16 protein-coding genes and 1 pseudogene are annotated in these 23288 nt (G+C 60.5%); 5 read left to right on the forward strand and 12 right to left on the reverse strand.

What is annotated here, in order from left to right; all coding sequences use genetic code 11:
* Positions 1-2: 2 nt before the first annotated feature.
* From QQL24_RS26100 to QQL24_RS26115, 4 genes are read right to left on the reverse strand one after another with little or no spacing between them, the layout of a single operon-like run.
* The gene (locus QQL24_RS26100) at positions 3-2378 is read right to left on the reverse strand and encodes a SpoIIE family protein phosphatase (protein WP_284315223.1); all 2376 of its coding nucleotides are present in this window, start codon (positions 2376-2378) and stop codon (positions 3-5) included.
* A complete protein-coding gene (locus QQL24_RS26105) occupies positions 2375-3559 on the reverse strand; it encodes a methyltransferase domain-containing protein (RefSeq protein ID WP_284315224.1) in 1185 nt (394 codons plus the stop codon). The genes QQL24_RS26100 and QQL24_RS26105 overlap by 4 nt, the downstream gene beginning before the upstream one ends.
* On the reverse strand, positions 3556-4080 hold the full coding sequence (locus QQL24_RS26110) for a ubiquinone biosynthesis methyltransferase UbiE (protein WP_284315225.1): 525 nt from the start codon (positions 4078-4080) through the stop codon (positions 3556-3558). The genes QQL24_RS26105 and QQL24_RS26110 overlap by 4 nt, the downstream gene beginning before the upstream one ends.
* A 42-nt stretch (positions 4081-4122) precedes the next feature.
* On the reverse strand, positions 4123-5796 hold the full coding sequence (locus tag QQL24_RS26115) for a putative bifunctional diguanylate cyclase/phosphodiesterase (RefSeq protein WP_284315226.1): 1674 nt from the start codon (positions 5794-5796) through the stop codon (positions 4123-4125).
* A gap of 340 nt (positions 5797-6136) precedes the next feature.
* Here QQL24_RS26115 and QQL24_RS26120 point away from each other — a divergent pair, with 340 nt between their 5' ends.
* The gene (locus QQL24_RS26120) at positions 6137-6607 is read left to right on the forward strand and encodes a winged helix-turn-helix transcriptional regulator (protein ID WP_284315227.1); all 471 of its coding nucleotides are present in this window, start codon (positions 6137-6139) and stop codon (positions 6605-6607) included.
* A gap of 352 nt (positions 6608-6959) precedes the next feature.
* On the opposite strand, the gene QQL24_RS26125 is transcribed toward QQL24_RS26120, so the two are convergent.
* On the reverse strand, positions 6960-7814 hold the full coding sequence (locus tag QQL24_RS26125; protein WP_284315228.1) for a helix-turn-helix transcriptional regulator: 855 nt from the start codon (positions 7812-7814) through the stop codon (positions 6960-6962).
* Between the two features lie 73 nt (positions 7815-7887).
* On the opposite strand from QQL24_RS26125, the gene QQL24_RS26130 reads away from it, so the two are divergent.
* Entirely contained in the window at positions 7888-8757 is an 870-nt protein-coding gene (locus QQL24_RS26130) for an SDR family NAD(P)-dependent oxidoreductase (RefSeq protein WP_284315229.1), read from the forward strand.
* Between the two features lie 67 nt (positions 8758-8824).
* Positions 8825-9538 (forward strand): SDR family oxidoreductase, encoded by a 714-nt coding sequence (locus tag QQL24_RS26135; RefSeq protein WP_284315230.1) that lies wholly within the window; start codon positions 8825-8827, stop codon positions 9536-9538.
* A gap of 333 nt (positions 9539-9871) precedes the next feature.
* On the opposite strand, the gene QQL24_RS26140 is transcribed toward QQL24_RS26135, so the two are convergent.
* The 4 genes from QQL24_RS26140 to QQL24_RS26155 form a co-directional block, all read right to left on the reverse strand.
* Complete coding sequence (locus QQL24_RS26140) at positions 9872-10597, reverse strand: haloacid dehalogenase type II (RefSeq protein ID WP_284315231.1); 726 nt, start codon at positions 10595-10597, stop codon at positions 9872-9874.
* Positions 10598-10657: 60 nt separating this feature from the next.
* Positions 10658-11962, reverse strand: a complete 1305-nt coding sequence (gabT, locus tag QQL24_RS26145) for a 4-aminobutyrate--2-oxoglutarate transaminase (protein ID WP_284315232.1) — start codon at positions 11960-11962, stop codon at positions 10658-10660.
* Between the two features lie 111 nt (positions 11963-12073).
* Complete coding sequence (locus tag QQL24_RS26150) at positions 12074-13270, reverse strand: NAD(P)/FAD-dependent oxidoreductase (protein ID WP_284315233.1); 1197 nt, start codon at positions 13268-13270, stop codon at positions 12074-12076.
* A 345-nt stretch (positions 13271-13615) separates the two neighbouring features.
* The gene (locus tag QQL24_RS26155; protein WP_348536502.1) at positions 13616-14008 is read right to left on the reverse strand and encodes a tRNA-binding protein; all 393 of its coding nucleotides are present in this window, start codon (positions 14006-14008) and stop codon (positions 13616-13618) included.
* 111 nt (positions 14009-14119) lie between these two features.
* On the opposite strand from QQL24_RS26155, the pseudogene QQL24_RS26160 reads away from it, so the two are divergent.
* Positions 14120-15591 (forward strand): annotated as a pseudogene (locus QQL24_RS26160) (NAD-dependent succinate-semialdehyde dehydrogenase).
* Positions 15592-15757: 166 nt separating this feature from the next.
* Here QQL24_RS26160 and QQL24_RS26165 read toward each other — a convergent pair.
* The gene (locus tag QQL24_RS26165) at positions 15758-16249 is read right to left on the reverse strand and encodes an Lrp/AsnC family transcriptional regulator (protein WP_284315234.1); all 492 of its coding nucleotides are present in this window, start codon (positions 16247-16249) and stop codon (positions 15758-15760) included.
* Positions 16250-16277: 28 nt separating this feature from the next.
* Positions 16278-17000, reverse strand: a complete 723-nt coding sequence (locus QQL24_RS26170; protein ID WP_284315235.1) for a haloacid dehalogenase type II — start codon at positions 16998-17000, stop codon at positions 16278-16280.
* 396 nt (positions 17001-17396) lie between these two features.
* Here QQL24_RS26170 and QQL24_RS26175 point away from each other — a divergent pair, with 396 nt between their 5' ends.
* On the forward strand, positions 17397-17765 hold the full coding sequence (locus QQL24_RS26175; RefSeq protein ID WP_284315236.1) for a hypothetical protein: 369 nt from the start codon (positions 17397-17399) through the stop codon (positions 17763-17765).
* A 155-nt stretch (positions 17766-17920) separates the two neighbouring features.
* On the opposite strand, the gene QQL24_RS26180 is transcribed toward QQL24_RS26175, so the two are convergent.
* Positions 17921-23288, reverse strand: a 5368-nt coding sequence (locus QQL24_RS26180; protein WP_284315237.1) for a beta strand repeat-containing protein, incomplete at its 5' end; no start/stop codon positions are given.

Below are 23288 nucleotides of genomic sequence, written 5' to 3' on the forward strand. Positions count from 1 at the left end.
CGTTACCTGTGCCTCATGACGACGAGTGTGATGTCGTCGTGGATCTTTCTGCTGCCAATATGGGTCATTAGGTCCTCGACGATCCCGTCCTTTATTTCCTGGGCACTCGAGGCGTGACGCTGGCGCGTGCTCTCGACGAGGCGGTCCAAGCCGAACAACTCGCCTTTCGCGCCCTCTGCCTCCGTCACGCCATCGGTATGCAGCACGACGACGTCGCCGGTTGTGAAGGGTATGTCGTAAGTCGCGACGAAAGGCGCGATGTCCATTTCGAGTCCGATTGGAAATCCCAGGTCGATCGTATCGATGCGTTCGACGCCGCCGCCGGCGCGTATCACGACAACTTCTTCATGCTGGCCCGAAAGTGTCAGCTTGTCGTTCTCATAGTCGAGGAAGGCGAGGGATAGATGTTTGTCTGAATTGGTCCGCTCGAGGTTCTTGAAGATTGCCCGGTTGAGCCAGTCAAGGAACTGCAGGGGGCCGCCCTCGCCCGTTTCCTGCAGCGCTCGCGCAACCGATTGCACCATCAGCATCAGAACCCCGCTTTCGAGGCCGTGGCCGGTGACGTCGCCGATGCCGACCTTGAACCTCTGCCCGTCGCGCAGCACATCGTAATAATCGCCGCCGACTTCGTCCGCCGGCCGCATATAGGCTGCAATCTCGACCCCCGAGATCGTCGAGAGCTCGCGCTCCTTTGGCAGCACCATCATCTGGATCTGGCGAGCCACGTCGAGTTCGGCGCCCATGCGAATATTCTCACCGCGAAGCTTCTCGTTGAGCGACGAAATCTCCGAGTTGGCGTTCTCGAGGTCGCGGGTGCGATCCTCGACGAGCTGCTCGAGGTTTTCCGTATGGTAGCTGATCTCCTCGGCCATGCGGTTGAAGGCAACGCCGACCTCGCCGACCTCATCCTTGGTGGGGATGTCAACGCGGACCGAGTAGTCCTTGGACTGCAACTGGCGTGCTGCTGCGGCCAGGGCGCTGAGGCCTGCCGTGATCCGCTTCGAAATGCCGAAGATCGCGACGAACACCACGAACAAGCTGATCAGCACCGTCATGATCTGATATTTGAGGATGCGGTTGGTCGCGGCCGAGATGTCGGACTGCGCCGCGATCAGCGAGGCATAGATCTCCCGTTCCGGTACCACGAAACCCAGCGTCATCGTCTCCTTCACGATCGGCCCGTTGTCCCATAAATTCGTGGGCTCGAGCTGCTTGAGCACGACGATGTAGGGGACATCCTCGCCATTCTGCTTGAGGAGGATGTGCTGGATATCCGGCTTGTTGTCCGTGGGCATGCTCAAGGCGACGATCGCCGGCTGGTCGCTCTTCTTCAACGAGCGGTCCAGGCCCGTGACGCCCTGTCCCGCGGCGCCGCTTGCGGTGACGACGCCGAGCGTCTGCTCGCCGGCTGAATTCACGGCAACTACGTTGCCGTTGGACATGACCAGGAAGCCGAAGCCGGTTTCGGCGACTTTCACGCTCTGCACCAGGTCGATCAGCTGGTCGAGGGTGACGTCGGCCGCGGCCATGCCGGCAACAGATTTTCGGTCCGCCGTCCAGAGCGGACGAAAGAACGAGACGATCTGCTTGCCGGAATTCGCGTCGATATAGGGTGCGGTGATGGTGGTGACGTCATCGAGCGGCCGGCTCGACGGCTTGTCCAGCCAAGTCTGCCAGTCCTCATAGATGCCGGGAAAAAAGAAGTCCCAGAAATTCGCCTTGTTATGACCGGGATAGAGCTTATCGAAGGTCTGGGCGAGCTCGGGGGCCGGTGTGGCGCGCATCACAGGCAGAGTCTTCGGGCCGACATAATAGACTTGAAGTTTCTTGGATCCGGTCTGCATCAGCGTTGGGCCGAGAATGTCGAACAGCGCGCTTTCACGCACACGATCCTGGGCGCCCGGTATCGGCTGATGGTTGGAGTCGAGCAGATAGCTCCAGACGCTGGTCGTGCCCGGGGCACCCGGAAGGTTCTGCGCCCAATCGCCCGCTGCGTTGTAAACCAGGGGCGTCGACAGGGTGCGGTCCTTGGCGATGGCGTCTCCGATTGCCTTCGCGGTCTCGGGATGATCGATCATCGCCTGCATCGTGCCGGACAGCACGCCGACTTCGGAATGCACGCGCTCGAACAGAAGGTTGGCCCGCAGCGCCGTCGCATCGATGTAGGTTTGCAGATATTCGCGGCTGGCCTTGGTCAGGCCGGCGCCGACCTGTTGCGCGGCGTCGCGCGACAGGCGTTGCACGTTCCACAGCGCGATACCGCCACCAAGCAGCATGTCAAACAGGACGGCCGCTCCGACGACGAGAATGAATTTGCCGCGAAAGCTCCTGGGAGAAAAGCGCCGGTGCCATGGCGGGGAGACAGCGCTGTCGCTCATTGCGGCTTGGTCCCGGACGCCACCCAGATCGGCCAGCCCGCATAGCCCCTGGGATGCAGCGCGGCGAAGATGTGATCCTGGAAGCCGCCACGGAAGCGGTCCATGAACTCCTGGGTGTCGCCGCGGCGGGTCGACATCTGGTCGACGAAAGCATTTTCCCAGGCTTGCACGATATCGGCGAAATCCTGCGGATCCCCATCGAGATTGCTAACCATGAAGGTCTCCATCTTGATATTTTCGAAGCCGCAATCGACCATGTAGCGTCGGCTCTTCGGCCCGCATTCGATGTCCATGTCGAAATGCGCCCAGACCTTGGCTGCCTGTTCATAGGTCCATTTGATCGACTCGCCGCGCGGCTCGCCGACGCAATGGGAGACCTTTTCGTTGGTGATATAGACGCGGCCGCCCGGCTTGCAGATCCGGAAGAGTTCCTTGAGGATCATGTGGGGCTTGGGGAAAACCTGCAGGGCGTGCCGGCAGGTAACGAAGTCGAACTGATTGTCTTCCAGCAGCAGTTCCGCTGCATCGCCATAGACATATTCGATGCCGTGCAGGCCGAAATCGGCGGCCACCCGGCGCGCATACGCCAAGCTCGGCTTGGAATGGTCGAGCGCGACGAGGCGCGAGGGCTTGAAGTCCTTGTATAGGAGCGCCGCGAAATCACCGATGCCGCAGCAGATATCCGCGACCGCCACGTTCTCTTTCAGGCCGTGCCGCGGCAGGATGTTGCGCTCATGGCGCCATGTCATTTTGGTCTGGGTGCGCAGAACCGGGAAGAAGCGGCTCTCTTCGAGAATACTCTGGAAGGGGTAGAAGTCGGCGTCGTACTCCTCGACCTTGATGGCCGGCTCGATCAGGCCCAGCCGGCCGAATTTCTCCGTCGTCCAGCCGACAACGCTGGACGTCACGACGACGAACCGCAGGTCTGGCCTGACACGGCTGGCGTCCAGCATCACCCGCGCGAAGGCATGGAAGGCGGTGTTGTTCATCTGTCCGAGGCGCCGGACATTGACGTAGAGAACACCGCTTACCCGATCGATCGAGTCCTTGAACAGCGCTAGGCTTGGCGCGATCTCGTCGATGGACTGCGGGCGCAGCGTACCGGCAAGCGAAAACTCCTGATTGTTCAGGTCGAACTGCGCCTTAAATCGCGCTTTGTTGGCGAAGGTTACCGCGGTCAATGTGTCAGGCCCCCGAGTGGGAGGTCCACGACGAGCGTGATAGTGTCATTGTCGTGCGTGTTGATGCTGACTGTCGCATTGTAGCTGACGGCGAGTTCGACCAGCAATATGTCGCGGCTGGGGCCCGGGTCGCCGGACAACGAGCTCATGTAGTCGGCTTCGGCGTCACCGCCCCGTATGCGGGCCACGGCATGCTCAAAGAAGCGCTGCTCGTCCTTCTTGGAGGTGAAGGTAAGCTCAACCCTGTCGATATTGCCCTGGCGCGAGATCCTGCAGGCGAAGGCGCCGCCGGCATGGCGGCTTCTGAATGTGATTTCCAGCAACTCGTTCAGCGCGGACGAAAACAGGTTGGCGAACAACACGGAATCCGGACGATTGTGGCTTATGGTGCGCGCCAGATAGGTGGCAATATAATCGCAATGCGTCCAGTTGGAGTGGAACGCCGCCATTTCCATGTCGATCTGGACCATCATGCGGAAATCATGATCCGCTTTAGTGTCGTGCGTGGCTTGCGGCGACATATCACTCTCTGCTGTTGCGATGCCCGGCGGGTAGTGTCGACTTCAATTGATACGCTCGCGGCGCCTGCGTGAGGTTCCAGCCTTGGATGCGTACATCCGCGCCTTCTCCGCACTCATGACTTGGCCGAGATGGAGGCCCTGGAGTAGGTCACAGCCCTCGTTGATTAACCATTGAGCCTGCGGGGCCGTCTCGACCCCCTCGGCCGTCACAATCATGTCCAAACCATGCGCCATGCCAATTATTGTCCGCACAATTGTCTGACTTTTCCGTTCTCGCTCGACATCTTGAATGAAGTACCGGTCTATCTTCAACGAGTCGAAAGGAAAATTCTTGAGATAGCTGAGCGATGAATAGCGTGTGCCGAAGTCGTCCAGGGAGATACGAATGCCCAACACATTAAGCGTGTTTAGGGTGTCCAGGTTATCGACCGTCTCTTCCAGCAAAACGGATTCGGTTATTTCCAGCTCTATTCGGTCGGCTCTGATACCAGTGCTGTCGATGACCTGGGCCACGACGTCGGTAAGGGTGCCACTGAGGAACTGGGCTGGTGATAAGTTGACGGCGATACTGAGAGAGTCCGGCCAGGTCATCGCCTGTCGACAAGCCTCCTCCAACACCCAGCGCCCGATCTCTTCCATCAATCCGTCTGCTTCGGCGATGGGAATGAACACGTTTGGTGTTATCCGTCCAACTTCTGGGTGGTCCCAGCGAACCAGCGCTTCGAAGCCGACAACCTGTCCCGATGAGCGTAGCAGCGGTTGGTACTCAAGGAGAAGTTCCTGCCGTTCCAACGCCAATCGCAGGCTGCGCCGGAGATTTTCTCGTTGCTCGATCAAAAGCAACATTGAGCGATTGAAGACCCGGGCACAGCCCCGACCATCTCCCTTGGCGGCATAAAGGGCAATGTCCGCCGCCTTCATAAGTTCCTCGCCTTGCCCACCATGCTGCGGGCCGAACGCGATGCCAACGCTGGCACCCACGAAGAGTGGCATTTCGTTGATGATAAAAGGAACCTTGAAAGCATCGACAAGGGCATGCGCCACGCTCTCTGCTTCGCTCGGATCTTTGCCATATTGGATGATCGCAAATTCATCGCCAGCGTAGCGATAAGCAGAGTCACCCTCTTGTAGCACGCCGCGTATGCGGTTCGCAGCGAGCTTGAGCAGGGCGTCACCGGTGCCATGTCCCAGTGTATCGTTGACTGACTTAAAATCATCAAGATCGATCTGAAGCAGAGCTGAACGCTCACGCATACCGTTGCGCGTGGCCAAGATCTCCTTGAGCCGGTCACTCAAGCGTTGCCGATTTTGAAGACCGGTCAACACGTCGTGGGTAGCCTGGTGCAGCAGCTCGCTATGGTCAGCTTCTGCGGGGGCCATCGCGACTTCCGCTGACTCGATCAGGCCAATCCCAGCCGCGGTTGGAAACACGCGGACTTCCACTTCCCGCCTAGATGCTGTGGCAAGGTTGAGGATCGCTGGAGCCTTGGCGAAGAGCGCCCTGTCAAGCGCCTTCCGAGCATCGCCCGTTGCGAAGTCTGGATAGATGTCGAACAAACTCGCACCGATCGACATCCGATCGCCACGCAAAGTCTTAAGACGCGCTGCACACTGCGTAAGCGTCAGCTCACGATCATAGATGGAGACCAACTCGCGCGTATTTTCGAGGAATTCGGGAGGTACCAAGCCACCGTCCGCGACATCGCCGGCCCTCACTGCTACCTCTTTGGGAAACCTAAACTTTCTCCAAAAGCGGCGCAATTCCAAATCCCCTGCCGATTCTTAAGATAACCTAAAGCCACTGTAAATGTTCACTCGAAACTTCGCACGGCATAAAAGACTTCATATTACCGATTCATAAACAATAAATTTCAGAAAAACTGTCACCGCGCTGCAACAGTTCAAATAAATAACTAAAGTAGTTTACGTATGGGAATGTATTGATTGGATCAGGGCGCACATTTCTGGCGAAGGAGGATTGGACACCCCGTGCAGTTCCAGTCCTGGGATCGCTCCAAAACCGCATTAGTAGCATCACCAATGGAGCGCTAGCGATTTGTCCGCTATTCACCTGCAGAAATTGGACCACCCAGCAGATAGACCCCCTTACAATCTCGTTGCCAGACCCCTGGATACGGTCGGGGACTGGTGGTCCCTGCTGATCATTCGTGACGTTTTTGACGGACTGCACCGTTTCGGCGAGTTTCAGAAAAACCTAGAGCTGGCCAAAAACATCCTCTCAGCACAGCTCCGCAATCTCGTCGACCACGGCATTCTCGATACCATTCCGGCCTCGGATGGCAGCCCCTATCAGGAGTATGTTCTGACGGAGAAAGGGCGAGGGATGTTTCCGCTGCTGGTCGCGCTGAGGCAATGGGGTGAGGATTTCTTTTTTGCACCCGACGAGTCGCATGTGCTCCTTGTCGACAAGAAAAAGGGCATGCCGGTGCGAAGGCTGGAACTTCGGTCCCAGGACGGGCGCGTGCTTGGACCAGAAGATGCAATGGTGACCGCAATCTCTCGATGAGAGTGGTTCCAACCACGACAGCACTTGTTGCACGGGCTGTCCTGAACAGTGGATCGCGCGATGCAAAGGCACCCGCTGATCTCGCGTGCTAACCGTCACGGATGAGTCTGAGCATCTGTTGCTTGCTCAGTTCACCCCTGCCGGAACCCTATTCTCCTCGCGCGCGCCAAGCGGGGTACGGCAGTTGCTGATCAGCGGGGCAGAAATCTCGGCGTCAGTGGCCGACTTCATCTCCTAACTATCGGCTCTTGCTAGAGCAAAGCGCGTTTAAGCGTAAACGCCGCTTTGCTCTAACTCTTTGTTTCGACGCGTCTTTGCGATTCTTGCCGAGTCCGTCAAATCGCAAAACGCTTTAGGGTCCCTCGGCGGACAGGAGACTGTTCAGTTTCTCCGCCGTCTGATCCGATGTGAGCGGCGTGTAGACCGTCAGCTTGAGCCCAACCTGATCGGTTACAGCCAAGCTGGTGTATTCGAAGGTCATGCGCCCTGCTTTGGGGTGCTTGATACGCTTTAGCCCCGTCAGAGACCGCAGAACATCTTGCCGCGACCACCAATGACGAAACTCGGTGCTCACCTTCGTAAGCTTGGCGATAAGCCGTTCGAACTCCGGATCTCCGACGTATCGGGCACTATCGGCTCGAAACATCGCCAGCACGGTAGGAGCAAGATCGTCCCAATCGGTCAACAGCTTCCTGTGCGCTTTGTCAGCGAAGACAAGGTGCATGATATTGCGCTCGTCGCCCACGAGCTTTTCGTAGTCCCCAAAGAGAATTGCGGCCGCCCTATTCCAAGCAAGGATGTCCCAGCGTCGGCCAAGGACGTAAGCGGGTTGCCGCGTCAGGCTGTCAAGCATCCGTCGCAGCGGCTCATCGACCCTCTCTGGTCCAATTGGACGCGGCTCAGGCGGTGGCCGATCGTTCAAGATGTAGAGGTGCTGCCGTTCGGCGGGATCGAGGCGCAAGGCAGCCGCCAGCGCCGACAGGACTTCCGGAGAAGGCCGAACATCGCGCCCCTGCTCGAGCCAGGTGTACCAGGTGGCTCCAACCCCTGCGAGGAGCGCCACCTCCTCGCGCCTGAGCCCCGGCGTGCGACGTCGGAAGCCCTCGGGCAACCCGACGTCGGACGGTGTTAGGCGCTCGCGGCGCGAACGGAGGAAAGCGCCAGACTGACGGCGGCGGGCTTCGGTGTCGGCAACGGTCACGCTCATCGCATGATCATAGCAGGATCAATACTAGGATGCTGCTAAAACTGTTTGGCCCTTCTTATCTGAGACATCCTTGATGGCAGTCGTGGTTCGAAACGGTGACGGCGTGGCAAGAGATAACAAGACGATACTCATTACGGGCTCAACAGACGGGCTGGGACGACGCTTGGCCGAGCGCCTTGCCAGTCGCGGCACGCACATTCTCGTCCATGGCAGAGATCGGGATCGCGCCGAGCAAGTCTCGGCGGTCATTCGGCGTGCTGGCGGCGCGGCGAGCCATTACGTCACTGACCTATCATCTCTGTCTGAGGTCCATGGTCTTGCTGAGACGATCAAACGCGATCACGCATCACTGGATATCCTAATAAACAATGCCGGAATTGGTGTTGGCCGGCATCGCGGCGAACGTCAGATGAGCCAGGATGGCTACGAACTGCGCTTCGCGGTGAATTATCTGTCCGGCTTTCTGCTGACGCGGCTCCTGCTGCCGATCATGACAAGACGCCCCGGTAGCAAAATTATCAACGTGTCCTCCGCCGGACAGGAGAGAATCGACTTTGGCGACGTCATGCTGACACACGGCTACGACGGTCGGCGCGCCTACTGCCAAAGCAAACTCGCTCAGATCATGTTCACCTTCGATCTGGCGCAAGAACTCCATGCATCGGGCGTGACCGCCAATTGCCTTCACCCCGCCACCTACATGGATACGGCCATGGTGCGCTCGGATGGCATCCGGCCCATGACGTCCGTCGACGAAGGTGCCACCGCAGTCCTGCAGCTCATCGACAACATCGAGTCCAGCGGAAAAAGCGGGGTTTACTTCGATGGGATGCGGCCCTCGCGCGCTAACGGACAAGCCTACGACGTGACAGCCCGCGCGCGTCTACGCGCCCTTAGCTTTCAACTCGTCAGCCCGTCCGCACCGGCGCTCGGGGTGCCCTGAAGCAGCGAACGCCGCGGCAGACGTAATCCGCCCTTTCACCTCACAGCTCAACGAAGGATAGAAAGCCATGTCGTCTCAACATGTCGTCATTATTGGAGGCTCTTCCGGGATAGGCCTCGCCACCGCACGCCAGTTGCTCGGCTCGGGCATGCAAGTAACGATCATCGGCCGTAGCGAGCATCGGCTGGCCGAAGCTCGCCAATCGCTGGGAGGTGGGACGTGTGTGGTGTTGGACGCCGCCGCAACAGATAAGCTCGCCGAAACATTCTCACGGATCGGCGGCTTCGATCATCTTGTGCTCGCCTTCGGCAGCGGCAAGGGACTTGGGCCGTTCGCTTCGATCAGTCTCTCAGAAGTTCGCGAAGGCTTCGAGGAAAAGGTCTATCCCCAATTTGCCGCCGCCCAGGCCGCCCTTCCTTTCCTGCCTAAGGATGGCAGCATCACATTCATTTCATCTGTATCGGCGCACGCAGCCATGCCGGGAACAGCGGGCATCAGCGCAGCGAATGCTGCGGTCGCGTCCCTCGTACCGATTCTCGCCGCAGAACTGCGGCCGCTTCGGGTGAACAGCGTGTCACCAGGCGTAATCGATACACCGTGGTGGGATTTCCTGCCGCCCGAGCAAAGGAAGGGTGTCTTTGCCGAATATGCCGGCAAGACGCCGGTCGGTCGGGTTGGAAAACCCGAGGATGTTGCCCAGGCAATCACGTTTGTAATCAAGAACGGCTTCATGAGCGGCCACAACATCCTCTGTGATGGCGGATTGCGCTGGGCCTCGTAAATAGTCCTGACGCTTACCACGTCGCGGCTGTTCCGCTCCTGACAAACGCACGAGCCCGGAGCAATCTGGATGTCGGCGGTGTGTCCCATCAATCCGGCTCGCTGCCCTCAACGAAGACTGAAAGCCGGTCGAGAACAGAAGCGAGGCGATCCGGCCCGATCAAGCGCGAATATCGACGCTCCAGCTCTGCCATCACGTCCAGACTATCGAGCATCCGCCTCGTCAAGCATCAACGCCGCCGTCCAAATTTCCTGATCGGAGTGGCGGCGCTACGGCCAGTAGAACTCGGCATCGAGCCATGGACCTGCTCGAAAAGGGAGACACGTCAACAGCTTATCCCTTCGACAACTGCTCCTGATGTGCCTTGACCAAGTCTGCCATGCTGTCGAACCGGAAATCAACGTGCGGCAACTGGCCGGGATTCATGGTCGCGCCGAACCCCTTCTGTGCGTGACGGCGATAGATCCAGCAGGAGGCCAGCTTGTAGTCGTTCGCCGGCTTGTGATCGTGGAACATGCTTTCGGCGGTATGGAGGATCTTGTTCCGCTTGACGCCGAGGCTGTCCAGCTTTTCCAGCAAGTAGTCGAAATTGCGCGGATTGGGTTTGTAGGAGCCGACATCCTCAGCCGTATAAATCGCGTCGAACTCGACTCCGAGCTTCTTGTTGCTGTGACGGAAGGAGTCGTTGTCGACATTCGAGAGAATGACGAGTTTGTAGTGCCTCTTCAGATATTGCAGCGCTCCGGCGGAATCCGCGAATGCCGGCCAGTTCTGGACCGACCGACCATATTCGACGCACTCTTCGTGCGTGACCGCGATGCCCCATTCTTCCGCGAGCCTTTTATAGACGATCGGCAACAGGTCCTGGTAGCGCTTGGCGGGGGTGTAGAGCTGCTGGCTGGACTCGTGCCGGGCATGGGCCTCAAGAATGGCATCCCGCGTCAGCTCCCGGGAAACTTTGGTCGTAAGGGGTTTCAAGCCCTCGACCATGCCCGATTCCCAGTCGATGAGCGTGCCGTAGCAATCGAAGGTCAGGGCTTCAAAATCGGTGAGACGCATTGTCTGCTCCTTGTATGGCGATTGATTTCGGGCAAGGGACCTATTCCGGTACCGGCTCTGTCAGGCGGCGGCGGATATCTTTTCGGAGCCCAGCGCGGCATCGAGGATTTCGAGGGCCTCGCGGAGCTCGGCCTCCGAAGTCACGAGTGGTGCCAGGAAGCGAACGATGTTGCGGTGGACGCCACATTTGATGACAAGCAGTCCGCCTTCGCGAGCCCGATCGATCACCAACTGCGCCCGGTCCGGGTCCGGCTGCCTCGTTTCGCGATCGGCCACGAACTCTATCGCCTGCATGAAGCCGCGACCGCGCACGGTGCCGATCTCCTCATGCTTGCTCTGCAGTTCGGCCAGCCCCCTACTCAATTGATCGCCAAGACTCTGGGCCTTCTCCAGGAGGCCATCCTGTTCGAAGGCGTCGAGCACCGCGAGTGCCGCGGCACAGGCAAGCGCGTTGCCGCCATAGGTTCCGCCAAGCCCACCCGGCAAGGGCGCATCCATGATTTCCGCCTTGCCGACGACGCCGGAAAGAGGGAGACCACCGGCAAGGCTTTTGGCGACAGTCACGAGATCAGGCTGAATACCGGCGTGTTCGAAGCCAAACATCTTGCCGGTTCTGCCAAATCCCGTCTGGATCTCGTCGCAGATCAACACAATGCCATGGCGTTCCGTGATCGCGCGCAAAGCCTGAAGGAATTCCGGCGGGGCCGCCAGGAAGCCACCATCGCCTTGCACTGGTTCGATGATGATTGCGGCAACGCGATCGGCGGCAACCTCCGTGGCAAACAGCTCGTCGAGCGCGGCGAGCGCCATTTCGGTTGTCACGCTGCGATAGTCGTCGGGATAAGCGGCATGGAAGATCTCGCCAGCAAACGGCCCGAAATTCTGCTTGTAAGGCTGACTCATACCGGTGAGGCTCACGCCCAAAAGCGTGCGTCCATGAAAGCCGCCCCGGAAGGCGATGATCGCCGGACGATTGGTATGTGCACGTGCGATCTTGACGGCATTCTCGACGGCTTCCGCACCCGCGGTCAGGAAGATGCTCTTATAGGCAGCGCCCTTGCCGACCAGCCTGTTCAACCGCTCAGCCAGGGCAATGTAAGGCTCATGGGCCACCACCTGGAAGGCCGTGTGGCTGACGCTCTTGAGCTGTTCGGTTACCGCCGCCACCACGCGCGGATGGTTGTGGCCGACATTCAATACGCCGATGCCACCCACGAAATCGAGATAGCGGCGACCTTCGACGTCCCACATGCAGGCACCCTCGGCATGGGAAGCAACGATCGGATGAGCCGTCATAACGCCTCGCGCAACGCTGGCGTTACGGGCAGCCAAAAGCTGTGCTGTGGTTCTGGAAGCGGCGGGCATCGGCAGTTCTCCCCTTTTGCGAGCGTCGTTTCGCTCGCCATCTGGAACCAGACGGTAGTCGAGGAAGACCAGTGCAAGGTGCCGAAGATCGGCCGAATTCGGAATTTTCGCTTATCCTAGGGGTGTGAAACCGCAGCATATTCTGCCGACAACCGGCGGCCCCGCTTCCGCCCCGGCGACGCATGCACGGGCCGGAGACACGTTCTCCTCCGTGATACCGAGAGCCGCAATGTCGGCGGGAACGCCCTCGCCCAGGGCGAAGCTTGCCGCCAGCCGCGCCGCGGCCGCGCCCGCCATGACACCGTTGCCGCCCTGCCCTGCCAGCCAGATGAAGCTCTTCTCTTCGGGATCCGGTCCGATTACCGGCTCATGGTCGGGTGCGAAGGTGCGCAATCCGCCCCATTTGTGCTTCACCGAGCGAACATCCATGGTCGTGTATGTATGGATCCTATCGATGGCGATGGCGACCTCCAGTTCGTCAGCCTGCGCGTCGCAAGGCTCCGATGGCGCCATGTCGATCGGCGAGACCATGATACGGCCCGCCTCCGGCTTGAAATAGAAGGTCTCGGCAACATCGAAGGTCATCGGCCAGCGGCTGATATCGCTGCCCGCCGGCGGATCGAACGTCACGGCGGTGCGGCGGAAGGGTACGACATTGCGACTGGCCAAACCGGCAAGCCTGGAGACCTGCTGGACCCAGCCGCCTGCCGCGTTCACGACAACCGGAGCCTCAAAATTGCCCGCGGGCGTTTCTGCCGTCCACAGGCCCGACGAATAATTGAGCTTCTCGACGCGAGCGTTGGTTACGAGCTGCCCGCCACGAGCCTTGAATGCCTTGAGGTACCCGCTCATGAGGGCATCGGTATCGATGTCGTTGCAACCGGGCTCGTAGAGGGCAAGAGCGAACTCGCTCGCCTTCAGGACGGGGCAATGAAACAGAGCGTCCTCTGCCGACATTATGTCGACCCTGGCACCACGCCGGACCAGTTCCTCGCCCTGACTTCGAAGCTTGTCCTGCTCGTTCTCTCGCGCAAGAAACATGGCACCGCGCGGCGATACCAAGGGCACTTCCGAAAAACCACGGGGTGGGCTTTCCAAAAATGAACGCGATGCTGTGACCAGACCGCTCCAAAGCGCAGGCCCGTAGTTCTCGGACATCACGGCAGCGGAACGGCCTGTCGAATGGTAGCCGGGCACACCCTCTGCCTCCAGGAGAATGACCCTTGCCCTGGCACTTAACTCGTAAGCCACCGAAGCGCCGGCGATCCCTCCTCCGACCACGATGAAATCAACTTTCTGCGACGACATCATCCACTCCGCCTGGCAGGTGCCTCATGTGCGAGCGGGTGAGATCTTGCGATATCGCCGCGACTTCCCTGCTCGCTTGCCAGCGAGCGTAGGCCTGGAATGTCGGCACAATGCACTGAAGTATGCCCGACGAAATGGCGTCGCCGTTGGAGTGAGCGCCCGAAACGGCATATCATGCCGCCGCGCAGCACTGGATGCCTTTCCTGTTGAGCCGTTGCCTGCGGAAAATCCCTGCATCCGTTATGAGAACGCCACCTTGACGGCTCACCCAGCCTATATGACCGACGACGCCTACGCGGAACTATGGATCAGAACGCTCAAAGCCTTGGAATCCTTGGCCCAAGTCTAGAACACGGCCTCGCCGATCTTGACTTCGCTCAGCGGAGACAAAACGATCACCTCACCCCCAGCATCCTTGGCACCGAGGATCAAAATCTGTGACTGAAAGCCCGCGATGTTGCGCGGCGGCATATTGATGACGCAGGCCACAAGGCGACCGACCAGGTCCACGGGCGAATATTTGGTTATCTGCGCACTCGACCATTTCCGGCCAAGCTCGCCGAAGTCGACCTCTACTTTGTAGGATGGGTTTCGGGCGCGGTCGAAAGGGTGCACCGTCGTGATCCGGCCAATGCGAATGTCAATCTTGGCGAAGTCCTCATAAACAATCTGTTCTTTTTCCATTTCGGCACCCGGCGTTAGAATCGGCAGATTGTGCTGCGCGGTGGCCGGAATCATCCATTCAAACTGGGGTTCGAAACGCCTTTTGCTGCCAAGATCCTATCCGCATTCGGCATATCGTGCCGTGTTCGATCGGCGAAGATCTTCTCCAGTCATCTGGAGAGAGCCATGTCGACAGCCGGTCACCTGACAGATCCATCCCTTTTCGTCGAACGCTGCCTTATTGGTGGTGCCTGGCAGGCCGCCAGCACCGGCGAGGTCATGGCGATCGACAACCCGGCTACCGGCGCCATCGTTGGGACTGTGCCTAAGTGCGGTGCCTCGGAAACCGAGGCTGCGATTGGAGAGGCGGAGAAAGCCCTTCGTTCCTGGCGCCGCAAGACACCAGCGGAACGGGCCATTCTTCTGGAACGCTGGTATGCGTTGATGATCGAGCATCGCGAGGATCTGGCTCTGATCATGACCCTTGAGCAGGGAAAACCTCTGTCGGAATCCCGCGGCGAGATCACCTATGGTGCCTCGTTCATGGTGCCTCGTTCGTCAAATGGTTCGCCGAGGAAGCGCGCCGTATCTATGGCGAGACGATTTCCTCTCCACTCGCAGACACACGGATCATCGTCCAGAAGCAGCCCATCGGTGTCGTAGCGGCCATTACGCCATGGAACTTTCCGAGTGCGATGATCACGCGCAAGGCCGCTCCCGCCCTGGCGGCCGGCTGCACGATCATCATCAAGCCGGCGGAACTGACACCATTCTCAGCTCTTGCCCTCGGCGTACTCGCCGAACGCGCCGGCATTCCCGCTGGTGTCATCAACATCGTTACCGGTCCGCCCTCCGAAATCGGCAGGGCGCTCACGGCAAGTCCCGTCGTCCGCAAGCTGACATTCACGGGCTCGACGCGCGTGGGCAAACTCCTGATGGAGCAGTGTGCCGGGACGGTAAAAAGAGTGGGCCTGGAGCTTGGCGGCAATGCCCCTTTCATCATTTTTGACGACGCTGATATCGACGCAGCCGTTGCCGGCGTCATGGCAAGCAAGTTCCGCAATGGCGGCCAGACCTGTGTCTGCGCGAACCGGATCCTGGTCCAGGACGGTATCTATGAAGCTTTCTCGCAGAAGCTCTGTGAAGCGACGGGCAGGCTCGAGGTTGGCGATGGCCTCGTGGAAACCACCACGATTGGCCCAATGATCAACCCGGCGGCCATCAGCAAGATCGAGGGGCACGTCGCCGACGCGGTATCGAAGGGCGCTACCATCATGACCGGAGGCAAGGTCAGGTTCGGCCTGTTCTATGAACCGACCGTGCTCACCGACGCGACAGCCTCGATGCTGATCGCAGGCGAGGAAACATTCGGTCCGGTCGCACCTCTGTTCCGTTTCTCAAGCGAGGAGGACGCAATCGCCATGTCGAACGATACGCCCTACGGTCTGGCGGCCTATCTCTACACGCGCGATCTTTCTCGCAGCTTCCGCGTGGCAGAGGCGCTCGAATTCGGCATGGTCGGCATCAACAGCGGCTCCGTCTCCACAGCGGTTGCTCCGTTTGGCGGCATCAAGGAATCAGGCCTTGGGCGCGAGGGCTCTCGTCATGGTTTGGAGGAATTCCTTGAGATGAAGACACTCCATATCGGAGGCATTTGATCGGAGGCCGAAGCGGAAAGCCGCATGTCGTTTCCTGAAAACGACATGCCGTCGCCACCCGACACGAGGCGGACGCCTATACCCGTCGTCACCGCTTCCGGGCGACCTGATGACAAGATCTTTCGGCCAGGGTAATGCAGCGCTGCGAGCAAGACCTCTGTACGGATCAATCATCAGCCATGAGCGACTTGAGATTCACGCTGTCGCGCTGGAAAACATTCTTGATGACAATATAGCTGAAGTATTTTTCGACACCGATATTTCGCTCCAGGACATTCTCCATCAGTTCCTGGTAGCGAGCGACACTGCGGGTCACGAATTTAAGCATGTAGTCGAAGCCGCCGCTAACGAGGTGGCATTCCTGGAGTGCATCATAGCGTCGGATCTCGGCTTCGAACTTGATGAAATCCTCGCGCCGATGATCCTTCAGGGTGAGCTCGGTGAAGACAGTGATATGGTCTACCAACTTGGAAAAGTTGAGACGGGCGTTGTAGCTGGAAATATAACCCGCCTTCTCGAGCCGCTTCACGCGAGAGAGGCACGGACTTGGCGAGAGGCCGACCGCGCCGGCGAGCTCGACATTCGTCAGCCTGCTGTTCTGCTGCAGCTTTGCCAGGATATTAATATCGATACGGTCTAATTTCGGTAGTCCAACCATGTCTCGGCGTTCCTTCACAGGCCTGAAATCAGCTCCTGAGATCCTCCTGGTGCGCCTTCACCAGATCGGCCATGCTGTTGAAGCGAAAGTTGTATTTAGGCATCGCGCCTGGATCCATGGTGGCTCCGAAACCCTTTTGATCGTAACGCCGGAAAATCCAGCAGGAGGCGAGGCCGTGCCGGTTCGCAGGACCATGATCGTGAAACATGCTTTCAGCCGTATGCAAGATCTCATGCTTCTCGATGCCCAGCGCTTTCAGCTTTTCCATCATGTATTCGAAATTTCGATCAGAAGGTTTATACGATCCAACATCTTCGGCCGTATAAACGGCGTCAAAATCCACCTGCAGCCTTTCATTGCTGCCGGCGAAATTCTCGTTGTCGACATTCGAGAGGATCGCCAGTTTGTAATATCGCTTCAGATACTGGAGTGCCCCGGCTGAATCTGTAAATGCAGGCCAATTTCGTACAGAGCGTCCATAGGCAACGCATTCGTTCCAGCCGACAGGCACCTCCCACTCCTCAGCGAGGCGGCGATAAACGATCGGCAGGAGATCGCGATAGATTTTGCCCGGAGTCTGTAATTGCTGGGAAGATTCATGGCGCGCATGGGCTTCCAGGATGTCGTTCCTGGATAGCGGACGCTTCACTCTGCTGGTCAATGGCTCCAGTGCTGCGACCATGCCGGTTTCCCAGTCGATGAGCGTACCATAGCAGTCGAATGTCAGAACCTTGAAGTCGGTCAATCTCATGAACGGAGTTCCTTGATATCGAGAACCGGGTGAAGCGTCTTTTCAATCGGTCGAGAGGCAGATCTCCAGGCCAATAGTCGCGCTGACGGGGTAGCCGGAAACGAGGTGAAAAAGATGGGCACGGTCGTCATCTACAAGGCTATTGGACAGCATAGGCAGTATCCATTTTTTTCAGGGCCGACATGCTGTGCCTGGGAAAGGACGCTGTCGCCACGAATACGACAACCAAAACGGCCATTTGTGCCAATTATTGCTGCACAACGGCAGAATGTGCTGCGCCCAAAACACACCGCGATAACTCAAAGGAACGCCATCCGAGAGTCGATGATTACTGAATATGCGGGCAATTCACCAATCAGAATGTGTTTCCGATGCAGCGGAATTTAAATCAAGTAAATGATGAAGGCTATTCCATACGGCAGAATATTCCTTCAGCTAGCTTTATTGTTCAACCGATCGGTGGCGGTTCATTCATCGCCGCGAACGAAGGGATGGGACGAGGGCATCGGCACAGCATGCCCCACTCATCACATCGGCGCCTCGCCACGCAACCTGCGTAAAAGCGTTGTTTCGGGCGTCGGCCTTCAATTCCGTCAAGGAGCACCGCCGGGTGCTGCATTTGAGGACCGTTTGGCCAAGGGTGATCGATCGTTGCTGGGCAAAGCCTGCTTTCTGCCGATGGGAACGATTTCTCCCAAGGAGACCACAGACTGGCTGCCTCCCGATCCAATCCAAGGATCGAGCGCTTGTTCGGCGGTACCTTGAGGTTCCTGCTGCGCGCCCACGGGATCGAAGTTTTTGCGCCGCTGAGATCGAGCTGTTGGAACTGATGATCGCGGCCACAAGAGAGCCTATCGCTCAAAAGAAAAGCCCCGGTTTCCCGGGGCTCTTCAGTTTGAGGAGCTCTGACATCTTCTGCGTCAGTTGAAAGTGTAGGACAGGCCGCCCATGATACCGAAATCGGGCTTGCGGGCGCTCGGCGAATAGGTGCCGGCCAAGTTGGCGCGCCACTTGGCATCCTCGGAGGTCCAGCCAACACCGGCGGCGATGCCGACCTGGCTGTGATAGACCGACATGCCGGCCGCAGCCGAGATCTTGCCCGGACGGTCGTCATAGCGCAGGGCCGAGGCAGCCATCGCCTGGGCGATACCGCTGCGAGCCTCGTTCTGGTTGTGCGAGATCTGGCTCTGCAGGTTGGAGATGCTGCTGCCGATACCGTTGAACTGCGCGTCTAGGGCAGTGATGGCGCCACCGACATTGTTGTAGGCCTTGCCGCCAACCGTGTAGGACGTGCCGGTGATCTGACCGTTTCCGTCAACCTTCGAACCACCGCCCAAGGCATTCGCTACGGACTGGGCGGTACCGTAGAGCTGCGAGCCATTCACAGCGTCCGTTGAAGCCGCAGAGATCGTCCCGGCGCCGACACCTGTGATCTTCTGCTTGCCGGCGTAGATTCCGCTGGTGGTGATGCTCGGGCCACCGTTTGCGATAGTCAAGCCGGTCGCGGTGATCGAAGTCCCGTTTGCGCCTCCCACGGTGAGCTTGTCGGCGACATTTACGGTGTTAGACAGCTTGTAATCGACCTTGGTGCCTGTCGCTGTCTGCGTCTGGCTGATGACCATGTTGTTGTCGGTGCTGGTCATCTCAACCGTGCCATTCGGCCCGACATGGTTGTTCGCCGTGTCGGGGGTAAGAAGGTTCCAGCCCGCGGTGCTGATCTGCTGCTGCACCGCATAAAGCTGCGAACCGTTCACCGCTTGGGTCGAGGTCGCGTTCACCGTGCCATTGGCGACATTGCTGATGGTGGTACCGTTGGCGCCACCGAGCGTGATGGTGTTCTTGTTCGAGGTATCGTACTGGACGGCGTTGTCGGCCACGGCCTGGATGGCCTGGTTTGTAGCGTAGAGCTGCGAGCCGTTGACTGCGTCGGTGGAGGCGGCTGAGAGCTGGCCAGCCGCGACATTGGTGACCGTGCGCTCGGCACCTGCCGTGCCGACACTGACCGTCGAGGTCGCATTGGTGCCGGCGAAGGTATAGGCCGTGCCGGCGATGGTGGCGCCAGCGGTGTTGACGACCGCCGCCGTGGTGGAGCCGGAGCCAAGCGCCACGTCATTGGCATTGTTGGCCTTGGCGCCCGAGCCGAGGGCGACCGTGTTGGCGGCAGCGCCCAGCGCCGTGTCGCCGAGGGCGACCGCGCCGGCTGCGGCGGCATTGGAATTGCTGCCGGCCGCGAACGAGCCCTGGCCTGTAGCCTTGCTGGTGTTGCCCAGCGCCACAGCGCCCTGTCCATTAGCCGTGCTGGTGTTGCCCAGTGCGACCGCGCCCTGGCCGTTGGCGGTGTTGTTGGCCCCCAGCGCCACGGCGCCCGTGCCGATGGCAGAGTTGGGATCACCGATGGCAACCGCGCCGTCACCCTGTGCGATGTTGCCCGCACCGATCGACACCGCCCCGCCGCCCGCCGTGGCGGCGTTGGCGTTGGCGCCCGCACCGATGGCGACATTCTGACCGGTGGCGCCGGAGACGGCGCTCACGCCCATGGCGATGCCGTTGGCGCCGCTGGCCGAAGCCGACTGGCCCAATGCCATGGCGCCCGCGGCGCTGGCATTGCTGTCGAGGCCCATGGCGATGGCACCTGTGCCTGCAGCCGTCGCGACGGCGTTGGGGCCGACAGCGATGCTATCGGTGCCGTTGGCCTGGCTGTCACCCTTGGTCGAATTGGCGTGGAAGTACTTGATGCCGCCGCCATTGAGCGAACCGCCGATCTGGTCGATCACGCCCTGCACCGAACTATAGGTGCTGCCGCCATAATTCAGCGCCGTGGTGAGGGTGCCGGTCGTGGGATCGTAGCTCGAGCCACCGCCAAGGCCGTTGGCCGTGGAGTTGCCGAGATTGCTGATGGTGGTGTTGGTGGCAAAGAGCTGCGAGCCGTTCACCGCATCGGTCGAGGTCGAGGCCACCGCGCCATTGGCGAGGTTGGTGATGGTCACCGGCGCACCGGCCCCAGCACCGCCCGTGGCGCCCAGCGTGATCTTGGTCTGGCTCGGGTCGTCATATTTGACCGCGACGTTGGCGAGGTTGGTGGTATTGGTGTCGAGCGCCGCCAGAGCGCCGGCAACCGTGGTCTGCGGCGCCGCGGCGCCGACCTTGCCGGTGGTGCTGACCGGCGCGATGCTCTGGCTGAAGCCCGACAACGTGCCTGTCGCGGTGTTGTAGGTCGTGCCGCCACCAAGATTGGTCGCTACAGAGTTGCCGAGATTGCTGGTGGCATTGCCTATCGTCTGCAACTGGCTGACAGTTGCCACATCTGTCGGAGCCGTGCCGGCCTGGACATTGGTGATCTTCTTGCCACCGCCATCGATGCCGTTCGTCGTCACGCTCGGCCCGCCATTGATGGTCAGGCCATTGGTGTCGACCTTGGTGTTGCCCACCGTCAAGCTGCCGGCGACGGCAAGGTTGGCGGCAAGGCCGAAGGTCACATTGGTGCCGTTCTGGCTGATGACGATGTTGCCATCGGGCGTGCTGCTGAGGTCGACCTTGGAGCCCGGGGCGACATTGACCCCCAAGCCGCCATTGGTACCGAGATCCCAGCCCGCGCTCGCCTGCTGCTGCACGGCAAAGAGCTGCGAGCCGTTCACCGCATCGCTCGAACCCGCCGCCACAGTGCCGTTGGCCAGGTTGGTGATGGAAACCGGCGCACCGGCGCCAGCACCGCCCGTGGCGCCCAGCGTGATCTTGGTCTGGCTCGGGTCGTCATACTTGACCGCGATGTTGGCGAGATTGGTAGAGTTGCTGTCGAGCGCCGTGAGGGCATCCGCCACAGTGGTCTGCGGCACGGCAGCGCCGACCCCGCCGGTCGTGCTGATCGGTGCGATGTTCTGGGTAAAGCCGGTAATCTTGCCGGTGGTCGGATCGAAGGTCGCACCGCCGCCCATGGTGGAGGCCGTGGTCGTGCCCAGATTGTTGATGTTGCCGCCGATCGTGGTGATCGACGTGCTCACGGCATTCACCGCCTGGTTGGTGGCGAAGAGCTGCGAGCCGTTGACGGCGTCGGTCGAGGTCGCCGTGACCTGGCCGGCGGCCACATTGGTGACCGTACGCTCGGCGCCTGCCGTGCCGACGCTGACCGTCGAGTTCGCGTTGGTGCCGGCGAAGGTATAGGCGGTGCCGGCGATGGTGGCGCCGGCGGTGTTGACGACCGCCGCTGTGGTGGAACCGGAGCCGAGCGCCACGTCATTGGCATTGTTGGCCTTGGCACCCGAGCCGAGGGCGACAGTGTTGGCGGCAGCGCCCAGCGCCGTATCGCCGAGGGCGACCGCGCCGGCTGCCCCGGCCTTCGAATTGTTGCCGGCGGCGAACGAGCCCTGGCCGGTAGCGGTGCTGGTGTTGCCCAGTGCGATCGCGCCTTGGCCGTTGGCGGTGTTGTTGGCGCCCATCGCCACGGCGCCCGTGCCGATGGCAGAGTTGGGATCGCCGATGGCGACCGCGCCGTCGCCCTGCGCCGTGTTGCCCAGACCGATCGACACCGCCCCGCCGCCCGCCGTAGCGGCATTGGCGTTCGCGCCCGCACCGATGGCGACGTTCTGGCCGGTAGCGCCAGAGACGGCGCTCACACCCATGGCGATGCCGTTGGTGCCGCTGGCCGCAGCAGCCTGGCCGATCGCCATGGCGCCCGCGGCGCTTGCGTTGCTGTCGAGGCCCATGGCGATGGCACCCGTGCCCGCCGCCGTCGCGACAGCGTTGGGGCCGACGGCGATGCTGTCGGTGCCATTGGCCTGGCTGTCGCCCTTGGTCGAATTGGCGTGGAAATACTTGATGCCAGTGGTGTTGATCGCGCTGAAGGCGTCGCCAACCGTGTTGTAGGTGTTGCCGCCAATCGTATAGGTCGGTGCGCTCACCGTGCCTGTCGTGGTGTTGTAGGTCGAGCCGCCACCCAGGTTCGTGGCAATCGAATTGCCCAGATTGTTGGTGTTGCCACCAACCGCGTTCAGCTGCGAGACGTTCACCGCATCCGTTGCAGCCGTACCGGCTTGCAGATTGGTGATCTTCTTGCCGCCGGCATCGACGCCGCCCGTGGTGAGGCTCGGGCCCCCGGCGATGCTCACCCCGGCCGCGTTGATCGTGGTGCTGCCGATCGTCACCGTGTTCGCCAGGTTGAAGGTCAGGCTGTTGCCGGTCTGGCTGACCACGAGGTTGTTGTCGGAGTTGTTGAAGTCGACCGTGTCGCCCGGCGCCACCTTGCTGGTGGTCGTGCCGTTGTTCGAGCTGACGTTCCAGCCCTTGTTCGCGGTGACGTTGACGGCGTTCAGCTGCGAGCCGTTCACCGCGTCCGTCGAGGTCGAGGTCACCGCGCCATTGGCGAGGTTGGTGATGGTCACCGGCGCGCCTGCACCGGCGCCGCCCGTGGCGCCCAGGGTGATCTTGTTGCCGCCGGGCGCGTCATACTTGACCGCGATGTTGGCCAGGTTCGTGGTGTTGGCGTCGAGCGCCGTCAGCGCGCCGGCGACCGTGGTCTGTGCCGTCGCGGCGCCCACCGCGCCGGTGGTGCTGATGCCGCTGATGTTCTGGCTGAAGCCCGAGAGCGTCCCCGTCGTGGTGTTGAAGGTCGTGCCGCCGCCCAGCGTCGAGGCCGTCGAATTGCCGAGATTGTCGAGGTTGGTGGTCGCGGACGAGGCCACCGCGTTCAACTGGCTGAGGTTCACCGCGTCGGTGGCCGCCGTGCCGGCCTGCAGATTGCTGATCTTGGTGTTGGCGGCATCGATGCCGGCCGTCGTCACGCTCGGGCCGCCGGTGATGGTCAGGCCGGTGTTGTCCAGCTTGGTGGTGCCGCCGACCGTGAGGCTGCTGGCGATCGCCACCGTGCTCGCCAGGTTGAAGGTCGCGTTCGGTCCGCTCTGGCCGATCACGATGTTGTTGTCGGTGTTGCTCAGGTCGACCGTGCCGCCAGGCGCGATGTTGCTGGTCGTCGCACCCTTGTTGGTCGACAGGTTCCAGCCCTTGTTCGCCGTCGTCGCGACCGCATTGAGCTGCGAGCCGTTCACCGCATCGGTCGAGGTCGAGGTCACCGCGCCATTGGCCAGGTTGGTGATGGTCACCGGCGCGCCGGCACCGGCGCCGCCCGTGGCGCCCAGCGTGATCTTGTTGCCGCCAGGGGCGTCATACTTGACCGCGATGTTGGCCAGGTTCGTGGTGTTGGCGTCGAGCGCCGTCAGCGCGCCGGCGACCGTGGTCTGTGCCGTCGCGGCGCCCACCGCACCGGTCGTGCTGATGCCGCTGATGTTCTGGCTGAAG

Source organism: Labrys miyagiensis, assembly GCF_030160835.1.
Classification (GTDB): Bacteria; Pseudomonadota; Alphaproteobacteria; order Rhizobiales; family Labraceae; genus Labrys; species Labrys miyagiensis.

Bases quoted from the DNA above. Each gene is read 5' to 3' on its own strand.
- QQL24_RS26125 (WP_284315228.1), bottom strand. From the start codon at position 7,814: ATGAGCGTGACCGTTGCCGACACCGAAGCCCGCCGCCGTCAGTCTGGC.
- QQL24_RS26150 (WP_284315233.1), bottom strand. From the start codon at position 13,270: ATGTCGTCGCAGAAAGTTGATTTCATCGTGGTCGGAGGAGGGATCGCC.
- QQL24_RS26170 (WP_284315235.1), bottom strand. From the start codon at position 17,000: ATGAGATTGACCGACTTCAAGGTTCTGACATTCGACTGCTATGGTACG.
- QQL24_RS26110 (WP_284315225.1), bottom strand. From the start codon at position 4,080: ATGTCGCCGCAAGCCACGCACGACACTAAAGCGGATCATGATTTCCGC.
- QQL24_RS26155 (WP_348536502.1), bottom strand. From the start codon at position 14,008: ATGATTCCGGCCACCGCGCAGCACAATCTGCCGATTCTAACGCCGGGT.
- QQL24_RS26135 (WP_284315230.1), top strand. From the start codon at position 8,825: ATGTCGTCTCAACATGTCGTCATTATTGGAGGCTCTTCCGGGATAGGC.
- QQL24_RS26165 (WP_284315234.1), bottom strand. From the start codon at position 16,249: ATGGTTGGACTACCGAAATTAGACCGTATCGATATTAATATCCTGGCA.
- QQL24_RS26140 (WP_284315231.1), bottom strand. From the start codon at position 10,597: ATGCGTCTCACCGATTTTGAAGCCCTGACCTTCGATTGCTACGGCACG.
- gabT (WP_284315232.1), bottom strand. From the start codon at position 11,962: ATGCCCGCCGCTTCCAGAACCACAGCACAGCTTTTGGCTGCCCGTAAC.
- QQL24_RS26100 (WP_284315223.1), bottom strand. From the start codon at position 2,378: ATGAGCGACAGCGCTGTCTCCCCGCCATGGCACCGGCGCTTTTCTCCC.
- QQL24_RS26130 (WP_284315229.1), top strand. From the start codon at position 7,888: ATGGCAGTCGTGGTTCGAAACGGTGACGGCGTGGCAAGAGATAACAAG.
- QQL24_RS26175 (WP_284315236.1), top strand. From the start codon at position 17,397: ATGATGAAGGCTATTCCATACGGCAGAATATTCCTTCAGCTAGCTTTA.